Consider the following 26,136-nt stretch of genomic DNA (forward strand, 5'->3'; position numbering starts at 1 on the left):
GAACTTGCGGCATTCTGCCACTAACCTAGTTCATTACAAGTCTTGACAATTTTTAGGATAGTTCCTACAAAACGAATCGGCATGAGGATTTGAGTCTAGATGCTTCAAACCCTACCTTTCCTGGTCAGTACGAAATGGCGAACCAGCGCGATCATGAAACCCACCATGCCACCCACGACCAGCCCTAGCAGTATGATGAGGCCTTTTTTGGGTTTGATGGGACGATCAGGCTGCTCAATGGGGCCATCCTGGCGGTAGACAGAGACGGTATCTGGGCTTACCTGTAAATCCGTGTAAAAGCTTTGCTTGATCTGCAGTGCTCTTAGCTTCCCTATAAAGGGATCATCAGATTTACGAGTTTCAAGGTTCTGAATCTCGGCCTTTAGCGCTTTACTGCCGCGCATGTACGTCAGCTGCCCATCCATGCCAGCAGAGACCTCCGCGGAAAGATTGCCCGAAACGATGGGCGGATTTTGCAGGCCAATGGCCTCAGCAATCGTCAGCGCTTCGCGCAATTGGGTGATGGAGTCTTGGCGAATTCGGCTTTGTGTTTCTTGTAAGGTAGTGATCTGCTGGCCAAGGTTACGCGCCCGCACTTCGGCTTCACGGGTCGCGTTGCTGATCATTTCTTTTTCCGCTGCGGCACCCGCTCTGGCTGCAAAAGCCTTCACCCAATCGGCGGCTTGGGCAGGATCCTCGCCTTCAACGATAACGGAATAACGATCTGGCTGCTCTTTGCTCGGAAGACCTATGGTCAATGTTCTTAAAAAATTGGCGTACAACACATCTTGCGACCCGTTACGCACGGACGCTGGTAGCGAAGGCAAATAAACTTCATTGAAGAAGGCTCGTCGCAATGATTCACTCTGTAAGTTACGGGTGAATACCTCGTACACATCTTTGGTCGTAAAGGGCGTGAGCTCTGCATCTCTGGTTCGGCCGTAGTTGAAATCAGCGATGCCGTTCAAGGTTGGCGGCTGCAAATAAACACGCGCTTCATAAATAGGCTTACTGAGAAAAGCATACGTCGCCGCTGCCAGGGTTGCGACCAAAGCGACACTGATTATCAGAAGCTTCTGAGCCCATAACGCCACAACCAATTCAAACAGGTCGATCTCATCCGCGTCCTGCGTCGTTGCCGGGGTGTTCGCCATATCAGGTCTAACCTTTTCAATTTTTATAGTGGGTTGGTCGACGCGCTGAATATCTTGAGCGTCCTTGCCAAGCATGACTATTTGAGGTTAGACAATACTTTGATGTTCTGAGTGTCGAAGGTGTAAACAATTGAGATCTCTTGAAGAGAACCCGGAAAAAGTGCGCACTCCGCGCCCTCTTTCTCTTTCCGCTCGCTGATCATCCAGAATCCGGACTGAACTCAAACCAATCGAGGCGGTTTTTGTTTTCTCCGGAAGCTCACAATCCAGCCAAGCAGCGGGCCGATCATCATCCCGATCAGCAAGGCTACAATCACAGGGACAGCCACCGACAGCTCTGGCGCTGACCAGCCGAGAAAGACCAGGGAAACAGGTTGCTGATTTTCCAGCACGAACACTACCGTCGCCAAAACGATCAGCAGGATGATTACGACCAACATTACGCGCTTGAAGTTCCGCATCTGCCGCTCCTTTTGTTGGGGGCGTTAGACGCCCTCTTCTTCGTCTTCGTTGACTCGATCACGCAATTCTTTGCCCGGTTTGAAGTGAGGGACGAATTTGCCGTCAAGGCTCACGGATTGGCCGGTTTTTGGGTTGCGCCCTACGCGCGGTGAGCGGTAGTGCAGAGAAAAGCTGCCAAAGCCCCGAATCTCGATGCGATCACCGGTGGCGAGGCATTGAGACATTTGCTCAAGCATGGTCTTGATAGCCAGCTCGACATCCTTGGATGAGAGCAGCCCTTGATGGGTAACAATTCGATCGATCAACTCCGACTTCGTCATATTTTTCCCTTCTTTTTCAAGCAGCTAGATAAGCGCTCCGAAGGTTTTAGCATGACTGGAAGGATTTGAACAGTCCGAGTATTGACTTATGTGAAGGATGATTGGCGGCCCGTGAAGTTCCCTTCATTTATGACATTTTCTGGTGCATATCCAGGATTAAAACGCTCAATTACAGACCACGAGCATGCTCCTGGTGAAATAGCCGGCTGGATTCCACCCGAATGGATAGTCCTCTGGATCTTCTTTGACGTCGCTGGATTTGCCGAGGACTTTAAAGCCGCCCGGTTTGCATTCACGGGTAGCGCGGGCGTAGCAACTGTCCCAACTGGAGTTCATGCCGGAGCATTCGACCATCAATCCGCTTTGACCACGTATTACTTTGGTTTTATGGGAGGTGGCACAGCCTGTGAGGGCCAGCATGGCGACAACAATGATGATGCGGCGCATGTATTTCCTTATGCGGGGCGCGTGCCCTGCGACAGCTCGTAGACGATTCAGTCTAGTCTCGGCTTGAAGGGCTTGTCTTGTTGAAAAGACAGGAGGGGGTGATGTGTTGGTGGTATGACCGTGTGGGGCAATGACAGACGCGAAAGATATGGTGCATTTCACGGCGAAAATCACCTATGGCAGGAGGTTGATCGGGATCGAGGGGCAGCAGGTAGACCGCGCCGCATGGTCTTCGCAGACAAGTCTGCTCCTACGGCCTTGCGGCCAGAAGCGGAGACCGTATGGGCAATGATTTTGATAGGTGGGAGCTGACTCGTCTGCGAATAAGCACGGCACGGGCTTCCGGCGGGTTTGGGTTTGACCCTGCCCCTCGATCTGGATCGAGGGGCAGCAGGCAGACCGCGCCGTATGGTCTTCGCAGACAAGTCTGCTCCTACGGCCTTGCGGCCAGAAGCGGAGACCGTATGGGCAATGATTTTGATAGGTGGGACTGACCGGGACGCGTAGTTACGAGTCAGCTCAGCGGCTGGGATAGTGTGATGTTAAAGCCATATGGCGTCCCACAGTGGGTAGTCACCTATTCGCTTGACCAGCCCGGCTCGCAGGGGGTTTGCGACGATGTAGCGGGCGAGTTTTTTCAGGTCGTTTTCGGTGCGGAGGGTTGTATCGTGGTATCCGCGTTGCCATACACGGTTTTGGCTTTGGGTGGCTTTGTTGATTGCGATAGCGCTTCGGGCTTTGATTTGTTGCATGACGCGGGAAAGGGAGTTTTGCTTTAGCTCGATGAGCCAGTGCAGGTGATCGGGCATCACTACCCAGGCTAATGACTGAACCAGGCTTTGCTCTTCGGCGCGTTTTAGTTCGGAGACGACCAACCGTCCCAGGCGCCAGTCTTTGAAGAGGGGGTGGCGGTTTTGGGTGACGGTGGTTAACAGGTGTATGTCCCAGATTAGCCAAGTGTGGGGTGTGGTGTGCAGGGAGGTGTGTTTGGCGAGGTGTGTCAGGGGGGATCGTGATGGGCTTTTCGCAAGCACAAAAAAGGGCGACCGAAGTCGCCCTTTTTCTATGGTCAATCAGAACTTAGTTCTGTTTTTCCATTTGTGCGCGAAGCAGGTCACCGATGGTGGTAGGACCTGTGCTTTCCGCAGTTTCTGGCTTGGCGCGCAGGCTTTGGATAGCTTCTTTCTCGTCTTCAACGTCTTTCGACTTGATGGACAATTGGATTACGCGGCTCTTGCGATCAACGCTGATGATCTTGGCTTCAACTTCTTCGCCTTCTTTCAGAACGTTACGCGCGTCTTCAACGCGGTCACGGCTGATTTCGGAGGCTTTCAGAGTAGCTTCGATGTCGTCGCCCAGAGTGATGATGGCGCCTTTGGCGTCAACTTCTTTAACGATACCGCGAACGATAGCGCCTTTGTCGTTGACCATCACGTACTCGGAGAACGGATCGCTTTCCAGCTGTTTGATGCCCAGGGAGATGCGTTCACGCTCTGGATCAACAGACAGGATCACGGTGTCGAGCTCATCGCCCTTCTTGAAGCGACGTACGGCTTCTTCGCCCACTTCGTTCCAGGAGATGTCGGACAGGTGAACCAGGCCGTCGATGCCGCCGTCCAGACCAATGAAGATACCGAAATCGGTGATCGACTTGATGGTGCCGGAGATTTTATCGCCCTTGTTGAACTGGCCAGAGAAATCTTCCCATGGGTTAGATTTGCACTGTTTGATGCCGAGGGAGATACGACGACGCTCTTCGTCGATGTCCAGAACCATAACTTCCACTTCGTCGCCAACTTGTACGACTTTCGAAGGGTGGATGTTTTTGTTGGTCCAGTCCATTTCGGAAACGTGTACCAAGCCTTCAACGCCTTCTTCCAGCTCAGCGAAGCAGCCGTAGTCAGTCAGGTTGGTAACACGGGCTGTTACGCGAGTGCCTTCTGGGTAGCGAGCTTTGATAGCGACCCATGGATCTTCGCCCAACTGCTTCAGACCCAAGGAAACACGATTGCGTTCGCGATCGTACTTCAGGACTTTTACATCGATCTCATCGCCAACGTTGACGATTTCCGATGGATGCTTGATGCGTTTCCAAGCCATGTCGGTAATGTGCAGCAGGCCATCGACGCCACCCAGATCGACGAATGCGCCGTAATCGGTGAGGTTTTTGACGATACCTTTGACTTGCTGACCTTCTTGCAAGGATTCCAGCAGAGCTTCGCGCTCAGCGCTGTTCTCGGCTTCAAGGACGCTACGGCGGGAAACGACAACGTTGTTGCGTTTCTGGTCGAGTTTGATGACCTTGAATTCGAGCTCTTTGCCTTCCAGGTGAGTCGTGTCACGCACTGGGCGGACATCAACCAGAGAACCAGGCAGGAACGCACGGATGCCGTTAACGTCGACAGTGAAGCCGCCTTTAACCTTACCGTTGATAACGCCCTTGACCACTTCTTCAGCTGCGAAAGCCGCTTCCAGAACAATCCAGCACTCAGCACGCTTGGCTTTTTCGCGGGACAGCTTGGTTTCGCCAAAGCCATCTTCGACCGCGTCCAGTGCAACGTGCACTTCGTCGCCGATCTTGATGGTCAGCTCGCCAGCGTCGTTGTGGAACTGCTCCAGCGGGATGAGGCCTTCAGATTTCAGACCGGCGTGAACCGTAACCCATCCAGCCTGGTAATCGATATCAACGATGATCGCGGTGATGATCGAACCGGCCTGAAGGTTGAGGGTCTTTAGGCTTTCTTCAAAAAGTTCTGCAAAGCTTTCGCTCATTTTAATTCCTGTTGATCAAGGGCGAAGAATACGCCCATCTGCCACGTTCCAGACAACGTGGGTTTCGTTCAAATAAAAGAAGGCCTGTGGGACTATGCCTGGTCTCCCACACGCTTCCTTGTCATCCGGCGAGATCGCGAAGTGCGATTTCACTCAAAATGCGTTCCAGCACCTGCTCGATGGATAATTCAGTGGAATCCAGCTGTATGGCGTCATGCGCCGGCTTGAGCGGGGCTACCGCTCGCTGGGTGTCACGCTCATCGCGTGCACATATCTCATCTAGCAGACTCGACAGACTAACATCATCGCCTTTTGCCTTCAACTGCAAGTAACGGCGACGTGCACGTTCCTCGGCGCTGGCGGTCAGAAAAATCTTCAGCGGCGCATCCGGGAACACCACAGTGCCCATGTCGCGACCATCGGCTACCAGGCCCGGCGGCTCCTGAAACGCGCGCTGGCGCTGGAGCAAGGCATCGCGCACCGCGGGCAGTGAAGCCACTTGCGAGGCGCCATTGCCGATCTGTTCGTTGCGGATGGCGTGGGTGACATCTTCGCCTTCCAGAGTAATCCGCTGCCCGTGATCATCGGTGCCGACGTTGAACTGCACATCCAGATGAGCGGCCAGCAGCTTCAGGGCCTCTTCATTCGTCAGGTCGACGCCGTGGTTACGCGCGGAGAACGCCAGCAAACGATAGAGCGCTCCGGAATCCAGCAGACACCAACCCAGATGCTTGGCCAACCGGCCAGCAACGGTGCCCTTGCCTGAACCGCTAGGTCCATCGATGGTGATGACTGGCGCTCGAACTCTCATGACTGCGCCTCTTCTGCTACACGCATGCCGACTTGAGCGCAAAGCGCGAGGAAGTTGGGGAATGAGGTCGCGACGTTGGCGCAATCATGGATGCGGATCGGTGCCGATGCGCGCAGGGAGGCCACGCTGAAAGCCATGGCAATCCGGTGGTCGCCGTGACCGTGAACTTCGCCGCCGCCGATCAGGCCGCCATCGATAATGATGCCGTCCGGGGTCGGCTCGACTTTGACGCCCAGCGCCAGCAAGCCGTCAGCCATGACCTGGATACGGTCGGATTCCTTGACCCGCAGCTCTTCGGCGCCGCGCAGGACGGTGCGCCCTTCTGCACAGGCTGCCGCCACGAACAATACCGGAAATTCGTCGATTGCCAGCGGGACCAACTCTTCAGGGATTTCGATACCCTTGAGTTTGGCGGCGCGTACACGCAGGTCCGCCACGGGTTCGCCGCCGACTTCGCGCTGGTTTTCCAGGGTGATGTCGGCGCCCATCAGACGCAGAATATCGATGACGCCGGTACGCGTCGGGTTGATACCGACGTGCTCAAGCAACAGGTCAGAGCCTTCAGCAATAGAAGCCGCGACTAGGAAGAAGGCTGCCGAGGAGATATCAGCAGGCACTTCAATGTGGGTCGCGGTGAGCTTGTGACCCGACTCTACGGAAGCGGTGCTGTTCTGAACGCTGACCGGGTAGCCAAAGCCGCGCAGCATGCGTTCGGTATGGTCACGCGTCGGTGCAGGTTCGGTGATGCTGGTCTTGCCATCGGCATACAGGCCAGCCAGCAGCAGGCAGGATTTCACCTGTGCGCTGGCCATTGGCAAGGTGTAGGTCAGGCCGGTCAGACGATGGCCGCCGCGAATGATCATCGGTGGACGACCTTCAGCGGCGGTCTCGATCACGGCGCCCATTTCACGCAATGGATTGGCGACGCGGTTCATCGGCCGCTTGGACAGCGAGGCATCGCCGGTCAAGGTGCTGTCGAAACTCTGCGCGACCAACAAACCGGAAAGCAGGCGCATCGAGGTGCCGGAGTTGCCCAGATAGATTGGGCCCGGCGCGGCTTTCAAGCCATGCAGGCCAACACCGTGGATGGTCACGCGGCCATTTTGTGGGCCTTCGATCACAACACCCATGTCACGGAACGCCTGCAAGGTTGCCAGCGCGTCTTCACCTTCGAGGAAGCCCTCGACTTCGGTCGTGCCTTCGGCCAGCGAGCCGAGCATGATCGAGCGGTGGGAAATCGATTTGTCGCCTGGAACGCGGATACGTCCGCAAACGCGTCCACCAGGATTAGCCAGGAAAATCAGGTCGTTGGTGTTCATAGCGTCCACATAAGCCCGGCGGGCAAGGATTTTACTGAAATGCTCGCGAGCAACACGGGCGCGAGTGAATACGCCCAGTAATTGAAGCCCATCCCCTGCATCGACCGCGTCGCGCAAGGCGTCGAGGTCTGTGCGAAATGTATCCAATGTGCGTAACACCGCCTCGCGATTAGCGAGAAAAATGTCGTGCCACATCACCGGGTCACTGCCCGCGATCCTTGTGAAATCGCGGAAACCGCCCGCTGCATATCTAAAGATGTCCAGATTCTCGTTGCGCTTGGCCAGTGAGTCCACCAGGGCAAACGCCAGCAGATGCGGCAAATGACTGGTCGCCGCCAACACTTCATCGTGGCGCTCGACCTGCATGTGCTCGACATCCGCGCCCAGCTCAGACCATAAACGGTCAATCAGGGCCAACGCTGCCGGATCGGTTTCGGCCAGCGGTGTCAAAATCACTTTATGCCGACGGAACAGCTGGGCGTTAGAGGCTTCCACCCCGCTCTGCTCGGACCCGGCAATTGGATGTCCCGGCACGAAACGCGCGGGCAAACCGCCAAACGCCAGACGCGCAGCGCGCACCACGTTGCCCTTGGCACTGCCGACATCGGTCAGCACAGCATTGCCAAGATCAAGGGTCGCCAACAACGTCAGTAACTTTTCCATTGCCAGAATAGGCACAGCGAGCTGGATAACGTCAGCGCCGCGACAGGCGGCAGCGATATCTTCCTCGCACCGGTCGACCACGCCCTGCTCTACCGCCAGCTGGCGCGAGCGCGAATTCAGATCGACACCCACCACTTCCCGGCACAGGCCACTTTCACGCAGGCCTTTGGCGAACGAACCACCGATCAAGCCGAGGCCGATCACCACCAGGCGCCCGATCATAGGTTGAGTTGATTGCACGGGCATGACATCAACCACGTGCCAGAACCTTGGCCAAAGCCTCAAGGAAGCGTGCGTTTTCGCCCGGCAGACCGATGCTGACCCGCAGGTGGTTTGGCATCCCATACCCCCCGACCGGGCGCACGATCACGCCTTCACGGAGCAGGTCTTGATAGACCGACGCGCCTTCGCGACCGAGATCAATGGCAAGGAAGTTGGCCTTGGACGGAATCCAGCTCAGGCCCAACAGACGCAGACCTTGTTCAAGCTGTTGCATCCCGGCTTCGTTCGCGCGGCGACTTTGGGCCACGTACTCGACGTCATCCAGCGCAGCACAAGCCGCCGTCAGCGCAAGACTGTTGACGTTGAACGGCTGACGTACACGGTTCAGCACATCAGCAACAACCGGCGAAGACACGCCATAACCGACGCGCAGCGATGCCAGGCCATAGGCCTTGGAGAAGGTGCGCGATACCAGCAGGTTTGGGTAATCCGCCAGGTAGTTCAGGCCATTTGGCAGTTCCGCGCCTTCGGCGTATTCGATGTAAGCCTCGTCCAGCACCACCAACACGTTTTCCGGCACGGCGGCGAGGAAGTCAGCCAAGGCACTCGGACCGAACCAGGTCCCGGTCGGGTTGTTCGGGTTGGCGATAAACACGACGCGGGTGTTGCTATCGATAGCCGCGAGCATTGCCGGCAGGTCATGACCCCAGTCTTTGGCGGGCGCAACGCGAGCGTCGGCGCCAACAGCCTGAGTGACAATAGGATAGATGGCGAACGCATGCTCACTGAACACCGCATTCAGGCCCGGCGCCAGATACGCACGAGCGACCAACTCCAGAATGTCGTTGGAGCCATTACCCAAGGTGACTTGATTGGCTTGCACACCGCAGCGCTCTGCAAGACGCGCCTTGAGATTGAAACCATTACCGTCCGGGTAGCGGGTCAACTCGGCAAGTTCGTCGCGAATCGCGGCCAAGGCCTTAGGGCTGGCACCCAGCGGGTTTTCGTTACTGGCCAGCTTGATGATCCGGGCCGGATCGATGTCCAGCTCGCGCGCCAGTTCGTCCACGGGCTTGCCCGGGACGTAAGGCGAAAGTTTTTGCACGCCCGGCTGAGCCAGGGCGAGGAAGTCGACGCTCATGTAGTGCTAACCCCTTTAGAGAACCGCTTTCGGGTAGGAACCCAGCACCTTGAGTGCCACTGCTTCCTGACTGATCTGTTCCAACACGGCCTTGATCAATGGATCACGGTGATGGCCGACGAAGTCGATAAAGAACACATAGGTCCATTTACCGCTGCGTGAAGGTCGGGTTTCGATACGGGTCAGGTCGATTCCGTTCTCATGGAAGGGCACCAGCAATTCATGCAGCGCGCCTGGTTTGTTGCTCATCGACACGATGATCGAGGTCTTGTCGTCGCCAGTCGGCGGGACTTCTTGACTGCCGATGATCAGGAAACGCGTGGCGTTATCCGGGCGGTCTTCGATTTTTTCTGCGATACGGGTCAGGCCGTACAGCCCTGCCGCCATATCGCCGGCGATGGCCGCCGAGTTCCACTCACCCTTGACCCGCTTGGCCGCTTCGGCGTTGCTGGCAACGGCGATGCGCTCGACATTCGGGTAATGCGCGTCCAGCCACTTGCGGCACTGGGCCAGCGACTGGGCGTGGGAGTAGATGCGGCTGATGCTGTCGGTCTTGGTATTTTCACCGACCAATAAATGGTGGTGAATACGCAATTCGACTTCGCCACAGATGACCATGTCGTGTTCGAGAAAGCTGTCGAGGGTGTGGTTGACCGCGCCTTCGGTGGAATTTTCCACCGGGACCACGCCAAAATTCACCGCGCCGGCTGCGACTTCACGGAACACTTCATCAATGGCACCCATCGGCAAGCTGATGACAGCGTGACCAAAGTGCTTCATGGCTGCAGCTTGGGTGAAGGTGCCTTCCGGACCGAGGTAAGCCACTTTCAGCGGCTGCTCCAGCGCCAGGCAAGAGGACATGATTTCGCGGAACAAACGCGCCATTTCCTCGTTGCCCAACGGCCCCTTGTTGCGATCCATGACACGTTTGAGCACTTGGGCTTCGCGTTCTGGACGGTAGAACACCGGCACTTCGCCTTCAGTGAGCGTGGCCATTTTCACCCGCGCAACTTCTTGCGCACAGCGCGCACGCTCACTGATCAATTCCAGGACTTTCTCGTCCAGGCTGTCAATGCGGATGCGCAGCGCCTTGAGTTCTTGCTCAGACATTAGCCGTGTTCCTTCTCGAACTCTGCCATGTACGCCACCAGGGCGTTGACCCCATGGATGTCGACGGCGTTGTAGATGGAGGCACGCATGCCGCCAACCGAACGATGGCCCTTGAGGTTGAGCAGACCACGTGCTTCGGCGCCGACCAGGAACGGCTTGTCCAGACGATCATCGGCCAGACGGAACGGCACGTTCATCCACGAGCGATCGGTTTTGTTGATCGGGTTGCTGTACAGGCCGCTGGCGTCGATGAAGTCGTACAGAGTGCGCTGTTTGATGTCATTGAGCTTGCCGATGGCTTCGACGCCACCCTGCTCTTTGAGCCATTCGAACACCAGTCCGGACAGGTACCAGGATAGAGTCGGCGGGGTGTTGTACATCGACGCGTTGTCGGCGGCGACTTTGTAGTTGAGCATGGTCGGACAGATTGTACGGGCACGACCGAGCAGGTCTTCGCGAATGATCACGACGACAATACCGCTCGGGCCGATATTTTTCTGGGCGCCCGCGTAGATCATGCCGAACCTGGAAACGTCCACGGGGCGCGACAGGATGTCCGAGGACATGTCAGCCACCATCGGGATATCGCCGGTTTCAGGAATCCAGCTGAATTCCAGGCCGCCAATGGTTTCATTGGGTGCGTAGTGAACGTAGGCAGCGTCTTTGGACAGCTTCCACTCGTTCTGGCCAGGAATGGCGAAATAGTCGTAAGGCTTGGCGCTGGCAGCGATGTTGACGTTGCCGAAGCGCGATGCTTCTTCAATTGCTTTCTGCGACCAGATACCGGTGTCGATGTAATCGGCACTGGCGTTTTCCGGCAAAAGATTGAGCGGAATCTGGGCAAATTGCTGGCTTGCGCCGCCTTGCAGAAACAGCACTTTATAGTTTGAGGGGATGCTCATCAGGTCGCGCAGATCTTGCTCGGCCTTGTTGGCAATGGAGACGAACTCATCACTGCGATGACTCATTTCCATGACGGACAGGCCTTTGCCATGCCAGTCCAGGAGTTCTGCCTGGGCACGCAGCAGAACAGCTTCAGGGAGCGCAGCAGGACCTGCGCAGAAGTTAAAAGCTCGCTTGCTCATATCCACTCTCGTCAATGCTTGGGTCTGTACGCGTTGCACGTGTATCAAATCTGTAGGAGCTGACTTGTCTGCGATAGGGGCATACCTGATAGATACACCGCGTCAAACCATTCGCAGACAAGTCTGCTCCTACAGGTATCGCATTACTCTTCTTCTGGTGCGTCGGCTTGCTGGGATTCGTCGATGTCGCTGACATCCAGCACTTCACCTTCAAGCACTTCGCCTTCCAACACCTCACCTTCTTCGAACTCTTCGCCTTCGACTTCCGATGGCTCCTGAACACGCTCCAGGCCGACCAGTTTTTCGTCGCTGGCGAGTTTGATCAAGGTTACACCCTGGGTATTACGACCCAAACTGGACACTTCATCAACACGGGTACGAACCAAGGTGCCCTGGTCGGAAATCAACATGATTTCTTCGCCATCGAGCACTTGTACCGCGCCGACCAAACGGCCATTACGGTCGTTGCTGACCATGGCGATAACGCCCTGACCGCCACGCTTGTACTCAGGGAACTCGGTAATCGCAGTGCGCTTGCCGAAACCACGCTCGGAGGCGGTGAGAATCTGGCTGCCTTCTTCCGGGATCAGCATGGAAATCAGCTTCTGACCTTCTGGCAGACGCATGCCGCGCACACCGCGAGCGGTACGGCCCATGGCGCGAACGTCGGACTCTTTAAAGCGTGTCACTTTGCCGCCGTCGGAGAACAGCATGACTTCGCGTTCGCCGTCAGTGATAGCGGCGGAAATCAGGATATCGCCTTCGTCCAGCTCCAGCGCGATCAGGCCAACACTGCGTTGACGGCTGAATTGCACCAGCGGGGTTTTCTTCACGGTGCCGTTGGCAGTCGACATGAAGATGAACGGAGCTTTCTTCCGGTCTTCCGCCTTGATGCGGGCCTTTCTGTCTTCTTCGCTCTCGTCGCTTGCTACGTCGTCCAGTTCTGGAGTGATGACATCGTCACCGCCTTCTTCTTCGGACTTCTTGCGCATGGCTTCCATGTCTACCGGCAGCATGGTGGTGATGTATTCACCCTCACTCAGCGGCAACAGGTTGACCAACGGACGACCACGGGCAGCACGCGATGCTTCCGGAATTTCGTATGTCTTGAGCCAGTACACCTTGCCTTTGCTGGAGAACATCAACAGCGTGGTGTGACTGTTGGCGACCAGCAGGTGAGCAATGTAGTCCTCATCTTTGACGCCGGTAGCCGATTTGCCTTTACCGCCACGGCGTTGAGCCTGGTAGACGGCCAACGGCTGAGTCTTGGCATAACCACCATGAGAGATAGTAACGACACGCTCTTCTTCGGTGATCAGGTCGCCAAGGGTCAGGTCCAGACGCGCATCGAGAATCTCGGTGCGGCGCACATCGCCGTATTCAGCGCGGATCAGCTCCAGCTCTTCGCGGATGACTTCCATCAGACGTTCGGCGCTGTTGAGAATACGCAGCAGTTCGCCGATCTGGGTGAGGATTTCCTGGTATTCGGTCAGCAGTTTTTCGTGTTCGAGACCGGTCAGACGGTGCAGACGCAGTTCCAGAATCGCCTGAGCCTGTTCCGGCGACAGGAAATACTTGCCGTCACGCAGGCCATATTGCGGGTCAAGGTTGTCCGGACGGCAGGAATCTGCGCCGGCACGCTCAACCATTTCCACAACAGCACTGGATTCCCACGGTGTTTCGATCAGCGCTGCCTTGGCTTCAGCCGGTGTCGGCGAGGCTTTGATCAACGCGATAACCGGGTCGATGTTCGACAGGGCGACCGCTTGACCTTCGAGCAGGTGACCACGTTCACGGGCTTTACGCAGTTCGAAAACGGTACGGCGGGTGACGACTTCGCGACGGTGGCGAACGAATGCTTCCAGCAGATCCTTAAGGTTGAGGATCCGCGGACGGCCATCGATCAGCGCTACGATGTTGATACCGAAAACGCTTTGCAGCTGGGTCTGGGCGTAGAGGTTGTTGAGGATCACCTCAGGCACTTCGCCACGACGCAGCTCGATCACTACGCGCATGCCGTCTTTGTCGGACTCGTCGCGCAGTTCAGTGATGCCTTCGAGCTTTTTCTCTTTGACCAGCTCGGCGATCTTCTCGATCAGACGTGCTTTGTTCAGCTGGTACGGGAGTTCGGTGATGACGATCTGCTGACGACCACCGACCTTGTCGATGTCTTCGACCATCGAGCGGGCACGCATGTAAATGCGCCCACGACCGGTGCGATAGGCTTCGACGATACCGGCACGACCGTTGATGATCGCGGCCGTCGGGAAGTCAGGACCCGGGATGTATTGCATCAGCTCATCGATGGTCAACTCAGGGTTGTCGATGAGCGCCAGGCAACCGTCGATGACTTCACCGAGGTTGTGCGGCGGAATGTTGGTCGCCATGCCCACGGCGATACCGCTCGAGCCGTTGACCAGCAAGTTGGGGATACGGGTCGGCATGACCGCAGGGATCATTTCGGTGCCGTCGTAGTTCGGCACCCAGTCCACGGTTTCTTTATGCAGGTCGGCCAGCAGTTCGTGGGCCAGCTTGGTCATCCGGACTTCGGTGTATCGCATGGCTGCGGCGTTGTCGCCGTCCACCGAACCGAAGTTGCCCTGGCCGTCTACCAACAGGTAGCGCAGGGAGAATGGCTGAGCCATCCGTACGATAGTGTCGTAAACAGCAGTATCACCATGCGGGTGGTACTTACCGATAACGTCGCCGACCACACGGGCAGATTTCTTGTACGGCTTGTTCCAGTCGTTACCCAGTTCGCTCATCGCGAAGAGTACACGCCGATGCACGGGCTTCAAGCCATCACGCGCATCCGGCAGTGCCCGTCCGACGATTACGCTCATCGCGTAGTCGAGGTAGGACTGTTTCAGCTCGTCTTCGATATTGACCGGGAGGATTTCTTTGGCCAGTTCGCCCATGAGAAGCCTGATTCCTTTTTCTGGTGAAACCTCGTCACATCCATGCGGGACGAACGAAGCTCGCCGCTGCAGGCATTTGCCATGCAACGACTTACGACAAATCAACGAGTTATGCCATGGATCTGCGCAGTAAAGGCAGGCGCATCGCGCTACCCTGGAAACCGCCGAATGTTATCACAAACGCGATCAGGGACCTATCCCCTGGATAGCCTGCCAAAACACTAATCGACCAACGATCGGCCTTTATAGCGCCTCTGAGGGCCCTGCATGCGTTTTGACGATCCCGCCCTGTGTCGATTTCGATTCTGATCGAAGGTCTGCAGGAGGGCCCATATAAGATCAATGCAACCGCTTGCGGCACATCAGTTGCGCCATTTTGGCGGTGTCGGGGCGCTCGACGATGCCTTTCTCGGTCACGATGGCGTCGATCAAGTCTGCCGGCGTCACATCGAACACCGGGTTGAACGCGTCGACATCAGCCCCTACACGCTGGCCGCCGAGCTCCAGCAACTCTCGACCGTCACGCTCTTCGATGGGGATGTCTTCACCACTGGCCAAGGCCATGTCGATGGTCGAACTCGGCGCCACTACCATGAAGCGCACGCCGTGGTGCATGGCGGCAACGGCCAGTTGATAGGTGCCGATCTTGTTCGCCACGTCACCGTTGGCGGTGATGCGGTCGGCGCCGACGATGACCCAGGTAATGCCTTTGGTGCGCATCAGGTACGCCGCGGCCGAATCGGCAGTGACGGTGACAGGGATGCCCTCATTCGCCAGTTCCCAAGCCGTCAAACGCGAGCCTTGCAGCCATGGCCGGGTTTCATCGGCGTAAACGCGCTCGATCATGCCTTCTAGGTACGCCGCACGGATCACCCCCAGCGCGGTGCCGAAGCCGCCAGTCGCCAGCGCGCCCGTGTTGCAGTGGGTCAGCACGGTTTGCAGATTGCCCTGATGCTTGCGGATCAGGTCGGCACCGAGCTGGGCCATAGTCAGGTTGGCTTCGCGATCACTCAAGTGAATCCCCACTGCTTCCGCTTCGAGCGCCGCCAAAGGTGATTCGCTGCCCTTCAAGCGCTGCAGACGGTCGCGCATGCGATTCAACGCCCAGAACAGGTTGACGGCGGTGGGCCGCGACTCGGCAAGCAGGGTGAAGTCTTCTTCCAATGCTGCCTGCCAGTCGCCGCCGGCGGCAAAACGCTCGCGCGCTGCCAACACCACGCCATAGGCCGCACTGATACCGATGGCGGGCGCACCGCGCACGACCATCGAGCGAATGGCCTCAGCCACGCCCGCCGCGCTGGTGTACGTGTGCCAGGTTTCCTCGAAGGGCAACACGCGCTGATCAAGCAGATGCAGAGCGCCATCCCGCCAATCGATGGCCTTCACCTTCTCCGCAGCCAATAGTCGATCGCGCATTCCACACCCCATGTACTTAAAAATAGAAAGCCAAGATCGAGAGCAAAGCATAAAAAGCCGCTGATTATAGCGAGCCGCCCAAGAAGACGCTCGGGTATACTTCGCCGGCCCTGAATATAAGCTCTGGATGTCCTGCCATGCCCAATCCTGCTGCCCCGCTCGACCTGCTGCTCCTGCCCACCTGGCTGGTGCCGGTCGAACCTGCTGGCGTGGTCCTCAAAGAGCACGGCCTGGGCATTCGCGACGGCCTTATCGTGTACATCGGCCCCAGAGCCGAAGCGTTGAAGCAAACCGCGCTGCAGGTGCGCGAACTGCCTGGCATGCTCCTCAGCCCTGGTCTGATAAATGCCCACGGGCATGCTGCCATGACCTTGTTTCGCGGTCTGGCCGACGACTTGCAACTGATGACCTGGCTGGAGCGGCATATCTGGCCTGCCGAAGCCAAATGGGTCGATGAAGCCTTCGTCCGCGATGGTACTGACCTGGCGATTGCCGAGCAGTTGAAAGGCGGCATCACCTGCTTCTCTGATATGTATTTCTTCCCCAAGGTGGCCAGCGAACGTGTGCACAACAGCGGCATCCGCGCACAAATCACCGTGCCGGTCCTGGACTTCCCTATTCCCGGCGCACGCACCCCCGAGGAAGCACTGCACACTGGCGTCGAGTTGTTTAACGACCTCAAGCATCACCCACGAATAAACGTCGCCTTCGGCCCCCATGCACCCTATACCATCAGCGATGAAAACCTGGAAAAAATCCGGGTCCTGGCTGACGAACTCGACGCGATGATTCACATGCACATGCATGAAACCGCGTTCGAAGTTGAGCAATCCGTCGAGCACCGCAATGAGCGGCCTCTGGCACGTCTGGGCCGACTGGGTCTTTTGAGCCCACGCTTTCAAGCGGTACACATGACCCAGGTCAGCGATGAGGACATGGCTTTGCTGGTAGAAAGTAACGCCAGCGTGATCCACTGTCCGGAATCGAACCTGAAACTCGCCAGCGGCTTTTGCCCGGTAGAGCGCTTGTGGCAGGCTGGAGTCAATGTCGCGGTGGGCACCGATGGCGCAGCCAGCAACAACGACCTGGACCTGCTCGGCGAAACCCGCACTGCGGCCTTGCTGGCCAAGGCTGTCGCGGGGTCGGCTACCGCACTGGACGCGCACCGCGCCCTGCGCATGGCCACCCTGAACGGCGCCCGCGCCATGGGTATCCAGGCGCAAACAGGCTCGTTGGAGATCGGCAAGGCTGCGGATCTCGCCGCCTTCGACCTGTCCGGGCTGGCCCAGCAACCGGTGTATGACCCGGTATCGCAGCTTATATATGCCACCGGGCGCGACTGCGTAACCCACGTCTGGGTCGCTGGCAAGCAACTGCTCGAGGACAAGTGCCTGACGCGGATGGATGAACAAGCGCTTATTGAAACGGCTAAAAGCTGGGGCCAGCGCATTCATGGCCATAAAGAGCAGCAGAAAACAGAATAAAGACCGTCCGAACCCTCGTTCGAACGCTCGCCAGCATTATCAAGTTTAAGAGGACATCCCATGAGCAACGTTGACCACGCTGAAATCGCCAAATTCGAAGCACTGGCCCATCGCTGGTGGGACCGCAACAGCGAATTCAAGCCGCTGCATGACATTAACCCGCTGCGGGTCAACTGGATTGACGAGCGCGTCCAGCTGGCCGGTAAAAAGGTGCTGGACGTCGGTTGCGGCGGCGGCATTCTCAGTGAAGCCATGGCCCTGCGTGGCGCCACGGTAATGGGCATTGACATGGGCGAAGCGCCGTTGGCGGTCGCGCAGTTGCACCAATTGGAATCGGGCGTGACCGTCGACTATCGGCAGACCACCGCCGAAGACCTCGCGGAAGAAATGCCCGAGCAGTTCGACGTGGTGACGTGCCTGGAGATGCTGGAGCACGTCCCGGACCCGTCGTCGGTGATTCGCGCCTGCTTCCGCATGGTCAAACCGGGTGGCCAGGTGTTTTTCTCCACCATCAACCGCAACCCCAAGGCGTACCTGTTTGCCATCGTCGGCGCGGAGTACATCATGGGCCTGTTGCCACGCGGCACCCACGACTTCAAGAAATTCATCCGCCCTTCCGAGCTGGGTGCCTGGAGTCGCGAAGCCGGTTTGCAGGTCAAGGACATCATCGGCATGACCTACAACCCGCTGACCAAGCATTACAAGCTGGCGTCCGATGTCGACGTCAATTACATGATCCAGACACTTCGAGAGGCATAAGGACATGCGTTTGAGAGCGGTTTTATTCGACATGGACGGCACGTTGCTCGATACCGCGCCGGATTTCATCGCGATCTGCCAGAGCATGCTTGCCGATCGCGGCCTGGCGTCGGTGTCGGACAAACTGATTCGCGATGAAATTTCCGGCGGCGCCCGGGCGATGGTCGCGGCGACGTTCGCCCTGTCGCCGATGGAACCTGAGTTTGAAGCGCTGCGCCTGGAGTTTCTCGAGCGCTATCAGACCAACTGTGCCGTCCACAGCACGCTGTTCGATGGCATGGCCGAGTTACTGATCGACATTGAGAAAGCCAATCTGATCTGGGGTGTGGTTACCAACAAGCCCGTGCGCTTTGCCCAACCGATCATGGAGCAACTGGGTTTGGCCGAGCGCTCGGCAATCCTGATCTGTCCGGACCACGTGACCAACAGCAAGCCACACCCGGAGCCTTTGATTCTGGCGTGCAGCATGCTCAACCTGGACCCGGCCAGCGTGCTATTCGTCGGCGATGACCTACGTGACATCGAGTCCGGACGCGACGCTGGCACCAAAACCGCAGCCGTGCGTTATGGCTACATTCACCCCGACGACAACCCCGATCATTGGGGTGCCGATGTAGTGGTCGATCATCCACTGGACCTGCGCAAGGTGCTGGATAACGCATTGTGTCGCTGCTGAAGAATAGACTGATCTGCTTCCGGCCATAGGCTGCAGGAGACGGGTGCCTTTTTAATTGTTGAGGTTTTTAATGTTTTATTATTCCGCTCGTCCCGAACTGCTCAAGGATCGGGTGATTCTGGTCACCGGCGCTGGCCGTGGCATTGGTGCGGCTGCCGCCAAGGCCTTCGCTGCACATGGCGCCACGGTATTGCTGTTGGGCAAGACCGAAGCCAATCTGACTCAGGTCTATGACGAGATCGAAGCCGCGGGCCATCCTCAGCCAGCCGTGATCCCCTTCAATCTGGAAACTGCCCTGCCGCACCAGTATGACGAACTAGCCGCGATGATCGAGACTGAATTCGGCCATCTGGACGGTTTGCTGCACAACGCATCGATCATTGGCCCGCGTACGCCGACCGAACAGTTGTCCGGCGAGAACTTCATGCGCGTGATGCACGTCAACGTCAACGCGATGTTTATGCTCACCAGCACCTTGCTGCCACTGCTCAAGCTGTCCCAGGACGCCTCGGTGGTGTTCACCTCCAGCAGTGTCGGGCGCAAGGGTCGTGCTTATTGGGGCGCTTACGGGGTGTCCAAGTTCGCCACTGAAGGCTTTATGCAGAGCCTCGCCGACGAACTGGAAACGGTCTCTTCGGTGCGCGCCAACAGCATTAACCCGGGCGCCACACGCACCAGCATGCGTGCGCAGGCTTACCCAGGTGAAAACCCGCTGAACAACCCGACCCCCGAAGAAATCATGCCCCTCTACCTGTACTTGATGGGTCCTGACAGCACCGGCATCAACGGCCAGGCTTTCGACGCTCAGTGAAAGCCGTTGCGCTGTAGCAAAGCAAATCCAATCGAAGAATCGGGCTTGATATTGAGGTGACATAATTCTGTCACCTCAATCAGTTTGGTGGCCGAAGGCCACCAAACGAGTCAAGGAACCGCCTACCCTGCAACACCTCCCCGTTTTATAGTTCCCTAACTAGCTGAATATCAATGCATTTAATTAAATGAACTGTTTGGCACGACTTTCGCTCTAAAACACCAGCTAAGACTGCGTTATGTGTTTTAGGAGTAAAAACATGAATTCTTCTACCCAGACCAACGCAATCGACTTCGACAGCGCTAAATTGCAACGACTGGGATTTGGCCAACAACACAACGCCGCCCAGCGGCCTGTCGATTTGGCACAATTGCGCCATCAGCTTGGCCTGCAATTACAAACCAGCCTTGAACCGGAAAGAATCCTGACGATTTTTTTTCGCGGAATTCAGCGCATGATCCCGCTCATGGCACTGAGTTACGAACACCGCGCCAGCGACCTGCACCTTAAAGTGGGTGAGCGTGGGCACCATCGTGTCAGTTACAGTTTGAGCAATGAAGGCGAACACCTGGGCGAACTGGTCTTTCAGCGTAACCAGCGTTTTTCCGAACGCGAATTGGCCCAGTTTGAATCTTTGCTGCCTTGCCTGTTATTCCCTCTGCGAAACGCCCTGCTCTATCGCGAGGCGACACTGAGTGCCCTGCGCGATCCGTTGACCTGTACCGGCAACCGAATCGCCATGGATCAAACCCTGTCTCGGGAAATCGAAGTCGCCCACCGTCATAAACACCCGCTGTCCTTGCTGATGCTCGATATCGACCACTTCAAGCGGGTCAATGACGATTACGGCCATAGCACGGGCGATGAAGTGCTCAAAGCCGTCGCAAACTCAATCAAGGCCCAACTGCGCAATATCGATATGGTGTTTCGTTTTGGGGGTGAGGAGTTCTTGATCGTGCTCTCGAACACCGGGCGCGAAGCCGCTGCAATGGTCGGCGAGCGCCTGCGTCTGGCGGCGACCCATCTGACCTATCCAATGCTGGATCACCCGATTGAACTGAGCGTCAGCCTGGGGTGCGCCACGCTGTTGCCGGCCGAGTCGGCCGAAAGTATTCTGCGCCGCGCAGACAGCGCGCTGTACGTAGCCAAGCGTCAGGGGCGCAACCGTCTGGCGATGGCGGGCTAAGCTCGATTAACTCGTTTGCCAAGCCTGCCCGTCACTCAGTTTTCAACCAGCATCATGTGTTCACGCGACTGCGTCGCCTGCTCCAGCTGCATGCAGCGTTCCAGAAACAGGTACATGTAGTCGTAACTCTTGGTGACTGCCTGACGCAGCTCAGTCTGCAATTGGATACTGGGGTTGTTACCGGCCAGCGTGCAGATAATTTCCAATGCTTCCCAAGGATGCGAGTCGTCATATTGAGCGTGCATTTTCAGCCATTTCATGGCGCGCTTACGCTGATCTTCCGGGAAAGCGTCGGCATACACCCCGTTTGAGCAGACAAGTGCCGACCATTCACCGGTGGCGCCTTCAATGGCATAGTTAGTCGCCGCAATAGCGACGATCAGCGAGTCAGACGAACTGGAATGCCAACACCAATGGCTCAGAGCATGCAATTCAGGTAGAACTTGCTGGGCCTGCAACTCTTCAAGGCTGACCCCGTGGGCCAGGCTCCAGTTCACCCAATAATCAGCATGATTGAGTTCGACGCGAATATTGCGCATTAACCAACGACGCGCCATGTCCTCACCCGGATGACGGGCGAAGCGGGTTTTTGTCAGGTTCTGCGCCATGTACAGGGCGAACTGTTCAACCACCGGCCAGCCACCGATCAAGTACTGCCGCATGGTTTTCGAACTCAGGCGGCCATCGCGCATCCGCTGATATAACTCATGCCCTACCACTCGGCGCTTGGCTTCACTGCACTCTTGAATCAACTGCTGTGCCCACGCCGGATAACTGGTTGCTTCCATGAGCGGACCAGTTCTGCAGAAAGTATCGATCACTGTTTTGGCCTCCTTTTTTTGTGGTGTCATTGTTCGGTCGCGCACTGCGTTTTATCGGAATGTTCCTGGCACCCTGAACAACAAAGGTGCTGGGCGAACCGGCCGGGAATACAGACTTTCACACGTAAACACTTGCGGGCGCTGGATGATATAGCCCTGCGCGAAATCGACGCCGATCTCTAGCAGTGCCTGTTCAATCTGCGGGGTTTCGACAAACTCGGCAATGGTCCGTTTGCCCATCACATGCCCGATATGGTTGATCACTTCAACCATCGCGCGATTGACAGGATCATCCAGCATGTCCTTTACAAAACTGCCATCGATCTTCAAAAAGTCTACTGGCAGATGTTTGAGGTAGGCGAACGACGACATCCCCGCACAAAAGTCATCCAGCGAGAACAGACATCCCAAGCCTTTTAGCCCATTAATAAAGCGGATGGCACTGCCCAGGTTTGAAATGGCACTGGTCTCCGTGATCTCAAAACAAATCAGGTCGGGCGGTATTTGGTACGTATCGAATTGCTCTTTCAGGTACGCCAGAAAAGCATCATCGCCAATACTGGTCCCCGACAGGTTGATCGCGCATATCGCCATCGGCCCGCTGTGCTTTGCCTCGCGCAGGCATTGCGCGATGACCTTGAATACGTTCTGCACCACCCAGCGATCCAGCGTGGTCATCAGGCCATAGCGCTCGGCGGCAGGAATAAAGCTGTCCGGCAGAATCATCTGACCTGTTTCATCGCGTAGTCGCAGGAGAATTTCGATGTGCCCTCCCGCATGTTCACCGACATTCCCCAAGTCGGCGATTTCCTGGGAATACAGGCAGAAACGATTCTCTTCGAGGGCCATGTGCAGCCGCTGCACCCAGGCCATTTCGCCGAAACGCATGGACAGCTCAGAGTCGTCTGCGTGGTAGACCTGCACTCGGTTGCGGCCCTTCTCTTTGGCCATATAGCACGCTATGTCGGCCGTACGCAGTGAGGCCTCGAGGGTAGTCGCCACATGGGTAATGTGCACCAACCCAATACTGATGGTGGTGACGAAAGGCCGACCCTTCCAGACAAAATGCAGGCTTTGCACGGTTTGGCGCAAGCTTTCAGCAATGATTTCGGCTGTTTCCTGCGGGCAGTTCTCCAGAAGGATACCGAACTCATCACCGCCCAGTCGCGCCAGGGTGTCGCCTTCGCGCAAGCCCTGTTGCAGCAAGGTACAAATGTGCCGTAGCAACTCATCCCCCGCAGCGTGACCACTGGTGTCATTGACCAGCTTGAATTGGTCAAGATCGAGAAACAACAGCGAATGGCGACCGGCATGACGCGCCAGATTACTGAGCGTCTGCTCCAGTCGATATTCAAACTCGCGCCGGTTGGCCAGCCCGGTCAATGCATCGTGGGTCGCCTGCCAGGACAGATTGGCGATGTATTGCTGCTCTTGGGTCATGTCATGCAGAACCAGCACGGCACCGCTGACTTTGCCGCCGGACTGGATCGGCGACCCCACCAGCGCTACTGACACCGTGGAGCCGTCCAGACGCTGAATAGACTGCGAATGTTCGCTGGCGCTACTCAGCTTGCCGCCCAGGATGTGTTCTATCAGGGTGAAACTGTCTTTCTGGTCGTTCTCATCCAGCAGATTGAACAGCGCAGCCAGCGGCAAACCACTGGCCTGCTCGCTCTTCCAATGGGTCAGGTGCTCGGCTGCCGGGTTCATGTAAGTGATCGAGCCCTCGACATCGGTGGTGATCACCCCGTCGCCTATGGACTCCAGCGTGATTTGCGCCCGCTCTTTTTCCAATTGCAGCGCACTGGCGAAAGCGTGCCGCTGTGTCAGCAATTTATGCGTGCGCAGCAGGGCCAGAAGAATCAGCACCACCGCCGTTGCCAGGTTGGTGATCAGCAACAGGCGCAGAATGAACCGCGAACCCTCCCCCAGCGCATCGCTGAAGGCTTTAGCCGCGGGCGTCACACCCTCATTGATCGCATTGATCTGAGACTTCCAGCCACGCACATCATCGTTGGTCGCACTGCCCTGGCTGATACGGGTGTGCATCTGCCGGGCAACGGCATCGAGTTGTACCAGGTAGCCGTCACCGACTTTCCACAACTCAATGGCTTTTTCCATGTAGCTGAAATGACGAAAGTTCAAATACAGCCAGATGATACTCGGGACGTCATCCGGGTGGTTTCCACCTTGCAGGATACCGAGACGAGCTGCTCCGATCTCAGGGATCGGTCCGTCGAGCGCGATCCGTAGATCATGACTACCCTGCGGAATGGCAATGGCTTGCTGGTACTTCTGATAGTGCTGCTCATCCCGACTGTTGGCATACAGGTTGAGGTAGTAAATGGCATCCTTTTGCCCTTTGGACCACATGCTCTCGCCGGCGACATACCCGCGAACGGCAGACAGCACATACAAGCTCACGCACCCCAGAAGCGTCTGGAACAGCACGACCGCTATAAATGGCCAAACAATGCCCAGCAAACGGGGCCTCTCCAGAATCCGCTTTTTCTTCATGGTTTCCCTTACATGAGCGTTTCTGATACTCACCCTGCAGCTTGAGTGATAGTCCTGGAAAGAGCCTAGGCTAAAACCGGACAAGACGGCAGACCATTTTCTCAAGTTTGAGACGCAATACCGCCCGGTGGGGCCCTTTCGTTGGCAGTCTATATAGAAGATAGAGGATGTATAAGAAATTCGTAGCGCTACGATTTATTTATAACCGGGTCTTCAGCAAGACCGTTTGGTTATTATATTTGCTGCAGATGACCGTACAGCTTTGCGTACAGGCCGCCCTCGGCGATCAATTGGTGGTGGTCGCCCTCTTCGGCAACGCGTCCGCCATCGAACACCAGGACCCGATCTGCCTGTTTCACCGCTGACAAGCGGTGGGCAATGATCAGGGTTGTCCGGCCGCTGAGGAAGTGCGCCAAGGCTTGGTGCAGGTTGTATTCAGTCGCTGCGTCGAGTGCCGAGGTGGCTTCGTCGAGAATCACCACTTTGGGGTCGGCCAAGACCATGCGCGCAATCGCCAGCCGCTGACGCTGACCACCGGACAAGCGCACGCCAGAACGCCCGACGATGCTGTCCAGCCCCTGCGGCAGGGCGCTGATGGTGTCGTCGAGCTGGGCGATTTCCAGCGCACGCCAGCAGGCTTCATCGGTGCGCTCACGGCCCATGGTCAGGTTGGCGCGTACCGTGTCGTTGAACAACGCCGGATGCTGGAGCACCACCGCGACGTGTTCGCGCACGGTTTCCAGACCGATCTCCTGCTGGCTTGCGCCGCCAAACCGGATGCTGCCCGCTTGAGGCGTATACAGTCCCAGCAGCAATTGGACCAAAGTGCTTTTGCCACCACCACTGGCGCCTACAATCGCAACCTTCTCTCCTGGGGCAATCGACAGGTTCAATTGATCCAGCACCAGTTCTTCGCCATACCCAAAGCTCAGGCCACGCACCTCGATATCGACCGTTTCCCGCCCCGTGAACGGGTCTGTACCGCCAGGGTATTGCGGCTCATCGGCGCGCGCCAGCAACTGGTTGATGCGGGTCAGCGCTCCGCCTGCGGCGTAGTAGGCGTATTGCAGATTGAGTAGTTGTTCCACCGGGCCGATCATGAACCACAGGTAGCTGAACACCGCGAGCATCTGGCCGATGGACAGGTCGGAAAACAATACGGTGAGCATCGCTGCCGCGCGGAAGATATCAATGCCGAACTGGAACAGCAGCCCGCTGGCCCGGCTTGAAGCATCGCTTTTCCATTGGGAGGCGATGGCGTAGTTGCGAACCTCTTGCGCCCGCACCCCCAGGCGCCCCAGAAAGAAGCCCTGGCGATTGCCGGCACGCACTTCCTGAATCGCATCCAGGGTTTCGGTCAGCGCCTGGGTGAAGCGAGAGGTGCTGTCGTTCTCGAGTTTTTTCAGGTGTTTGACCCGCTTGCCCAACTGCACCGTGGCGTAAATCACCAACGGGTTGAACAGCAGGATCAGCAGCGCCAACTGCCAATGCATCCAGACCAGAATGGCGGCGGTGCCGGTCAGGGTCAGCGTGGCGACGAGGAAACGGCTCAGGGTTTCGCCAACGAATTTGTCCAGGGTGTCGAGGTCGGTCACCAAATGCGTGGTGACCGTGCCGCTGCCCAGACTTTCGTACTCGCTGAGGGAGATGCGTTTGAGGCGCTCGATCAGACGTATCCGAATGCGGTAAACGATGTCCTTGGCCAGCCGGGCAAACAGGCGCGCCTGCAGCACATTGAACACCAACGCCCCCAGGCGCAGGGCAAACGTCACCAGCAACATCAGGCTGATGTAGCCCACCGCCTTATGCAGGCTGTCGGGCAGCAGGTGGTTCATGAATTTAAGCGCTGTATCGCCATGCCCGAGCAGCACTTCATCGACCAGCAAGGGCAGGAGCAAGGGGATTGGCACACTGCACAAGGTCGCCAGCACAGCCACGCCGTTGGCGATCCACAATGCCTTTTTATGATGAAGTGCCAGACGGCGAATTTCGGCCCAGCTTAGTCGATCAATACGAGGTGCAGCTTCAGGCAGGCTCGGTTG

The 26,136-nt window shown here is 57.1% G+C and carries 21 protein-coding genes; 5 read left to right on the forward strand and 16 right to left on the reverse strand.

The features are described 5' to 3' along the window. Window positions 1–104 precede the first annotated feature (104 nt). From ACVBEG_RS19285 to mtnA, 13 genes are all read right to left on the reverse strand, one after another. Complete coding sequence (locus ACVBEG_RS19285) at window positions 105–1,229, reverse strand: LPS O-antigen chain length determinant protein WzzB (RefSeq protein ID WP_447108214.1); 1,125 nt, start codon at window positions 1,227–1,229, stop codon at window positions 105–107. Window positions 1,230–1,375: 146 nt separating this feature from the next. Further along, a complete protein-coding gene (locus ACVBEG_RS19290) occupies window positions 1,376–1,615 on the reverse strand; it encodes a LapA family protein (RefSeq protein ID WP_322180995.1) in 240 nt (79 codons plus the stop codon). A gap of 24 nt (window positions 1,616–1,639) precedes the next feature. Beyond that, window positions 1,640–1,936 (reverse strand): integration host factor subunit beta, encoded by a 297-nt coding sequence (gene ihfB, locus ACVBEG_RS19295; protein ID WP_322180997.1) that lies wholly within the window; start codon window positions 1,934–1,936, stop codon window positions 1,640–1,642. Between the two features lie 165 nt (window positions 1,937–2,101). Continuing rightward, window positions 2,102–2,383 carry a hypothetical protein gene (locus tag ACVBEG_RS19300; protein ID WP_322180999.1) on the reverse strand — a complete coding sequence of 94 codons (282 nt, stop codon included), beginning with the start codon at window positions 2,381–2,383 and terminating at the stop codon, window positions 2,102–2,104. Between the two features lie 542 nt (window positions 2,384–2,925). Beyond that, the gene (locus ACVBEG_RS19305) at window positions 2,926–3,360 is read right to left on the reverse strand and encodes an REP-associated tyrosine transposase (RefSeq protein WP_447108478.1); all 435 of its coding nucleotides are present in this window, start codon (window positions 3,358–3,360) and stop codon (window positions 2,926–2,928) included. 103 nt (window positions 3,361–3,463) lie between these two features. Then, window positions 3,464–5,155: a 30S ribosomal protein S1 gene (rpsA, locus tag ACVBEG_RS19310; RefSeq protein WP_219063883.1), complete on the reverse strand. Its 1,692-nt coding sequence runs from the start codon at window positions 5,153–5,155 to the stop codon at window positions 3,464–3,466. Window positions 5,156–5,276: 121 nt separating this feature from the next. Continuing rightward, window positions 5,277–5,966, reverse strand: coding sequence for a (d)CMP kinase (gene cmk / locus ACVBEG_RS19315; protein ID WP_219063884.1), 690 nt, complete (start codon window positions 5,964–5,966; stop codon window positions 5,277–5,279). Next, window positions 5,963–8,170: a bifunctional prephenate dehydrogenase/3-phosphoshikimate 1-carboxyvinyltransferase gene (locus ACVBEG_RS19320; protein ID WP_447108479.1), complete on the reverse strand. Its 2,208-nt coding sequence runs from the start codon at window positions 8,168–8,170 to the stop codon at window positions 5,963–5,965. Before ACVBEG_RS19320 ends, cmk begins: the two co-directional genes overlap by 4 nt. Before the next feature lie 28 nt (window positions 8,171–8,198). After that, on the reverse strand, window positions 8,199–9,311 hold the full coding sequence (hisC, locus tag ACVBEG_RS19325) for a histidinol-phosphate transaminase (protein ID WP_322217489.1): 1,113 nt from the start codon (window positions 9,309–9,311) through the stop codon (window positions 8,199–8,201). A 15-nt stretch (window positions 9,312–9,326) separates the two neighbouring features. After that, window positions 9,327–10,421: a prephenate dehydratase gene (gene pheA / locus ACVBEG_RS19330; protein WP_322181003.1), complete on the reverse strand. Its 1,095-nt coding sequence runs from the start codon at window positions 10,419–10,421 to the stop codon at window positions 9,327–9,329. Next, window positions 10,421–11,506 carry a 3-phosphoserine/phosphohydroxythreonine transaminase gene (gene serC, locus ACVBEG_RS19335; protein WP_447108215.1) on the reverse strand — a complete coding sequence of 362 codons (1,086 nt, stop codon included), beginning with the start codon at window positions 11,504–11,506 and terminating at the stop codon, window positions 10,421–10,423. The genes pheA and serC overlap by 1 nt, the downstream gene beginning before the upstream one ends. A 143-nt stretch (window positions 11,507–11,649) precedes the next feature. Continuing rightward, window positions 11,650–14,424: a DNA gyrase subunit A gene (gene gyrA / locus ACVBEG_RS19340; RefSeq protein WP_447108216.1), complete on the reverse strand. Its 2,775-nt coding sequence runs from the start codon at window positions 14,422–14,424 to the stop codon at window positions 11,650–11,652. A 339-nt stretch (window positions 14,425–14,763) separates the two neighbouring features. After that, window positions 14,764–15,840 carry an S-methyl-5-thioribose-1-phosphate isomerase gene (gene mtnA / locus ACVBEG_RS19345; RefSeq protein ID WP_447108217.1) on the reverse strand — a complete coding sequence of 359 codons (1,077 nt, stop codon included), beginning with the start codon at window positions 15,838–15,840 and terminating at the stop codon, window positions 14,764–14,766. 137 nt (window positions 15,841–15,977) lie between these two features. Between mtnA and ACVBEG_RS19350 the strand changes: the two genes are divergently transcribed. The 5 genes from ACVBEG_RS19350 to ACVBEG_RS19370 all read left to right on the forward strand — a co-directional run bounded on the left by ACVBEG_RS19350 (window position 15,978) and on the right by ACVBEG_RS19370 (window position 20,756). Beyond that, window positions 15,978–17,324, forward strand: coding sequence for a TRZ/ATZ family hydrolase (locus ACVBEG_RS19350; RefSeq protein ID WP_322181011.1), 1,347 nt, complete (start codon window positions 15,978–15,980; stop codon window positions 17,322–17,324). 60 nt (window positions 17,325–17,384) lie between these two features. After that, the gene (ubiG, locus tag ACVBEG_RS19355; protein ID WP_322181013.1) at window positions 17,385–18,083 is read left to right on the forward strand and encodes a bifunctional 2-polyprenyl-6-hydroxyphenol methylase/3-demethylubiquinol 3-O-methyltransferase UbiG; all 699 of its coding nucleotides are present in this window, start codon (window positions 17,385–17,387) and stop codon (window positions 18,081–18,083) included. 4 nt (window positions 18,084–18,087) lie between these two features. Then, window positions 18,088–18,759, forward strand: a complete 672-nt coding sequence (mupP, locus tag ACVBEG_RS19360) for an N-acetylmuramic acid 6-phosphate phosphatase MupP (protein ID WP_322181015.1) — start codon at window positions 18,088–18,090, stop codon at window positions 18,757–18,759. Between the two features lie 70 nt (window positions 18,760–18,829). Beyond that, entirely contained in the window at window positions 18,830–19,570 is a 741-nt protein-coding gene (locus ACVBEG_RS19365; RefSeq protein WP_447108218.1) for a YciK family oxidoreductase, read from the forward strand. A 259-nt stretch (window positions 19,571–19,829) separates the two neighbouring features. Next, window positions 19,830–20,756: a GGDEF domain-containing protein gene (locus tag ACVBEG_RS19370; protein ID WP_322181019.1), complete on the forward strand. Its 927-nt coding sequence runs from the start codon at window positions 19,830–19,832 to the stop codon at window positions 20,754–20,756. Between the two features lie 35 nt (window positions 20,757–20,791). On the opposite strand, the gene ACVBEG_RS19375 is transcribed toward ACVBEG_RS19370, so the two are convergent. From ACVBEG_RS19375 to ACVBEG_RS19385, 3 genes are all read right to left on the reverse strand, one after another. Then, the gene (locus tag ACVBEG_RS19375) at window positions 20,792–21,607 is read right to left on the reverse strand and encodes a TenA family transcriptional regulator (RefSeq protein WP_447108219.1); all 816 of its coding nucleotides are present in this window, start codon (window positions 21,605–21,607) and stop codon (window positions 20,792–20,794) included. A gap of 21 nt (window positions 21,608–21,628) precedes the next feature. Next, window positions 21,629–24,094, reverse strand: a complete 2,466-nt coding sequence (locus ACVBEG_RS19380) for an EAL domain-containing protein (RefSeq protein ID WP_447108220.1) — start codon at window positions 24,092–24,094, stop codon at window positions 21,629–21,631. Window positions 24,095–24,327: 233 nt separating this feature from the next. Beyond that, entirely contained in the window at window positions 24,328–26,127 is a 1,800-nt protein-coding gene (locus ACVBEG_RS19385) for an ABC transporter ATP-binding protein (RefSeq protein ID WP_447108480.1), read from the reverse strand. Between the last annotated feature and the right edge of the window lie 9 nt (window positions 26,128–26,136).

This window comes from Pseudomonas sp. GG8, from assembly GCF_052976945.1.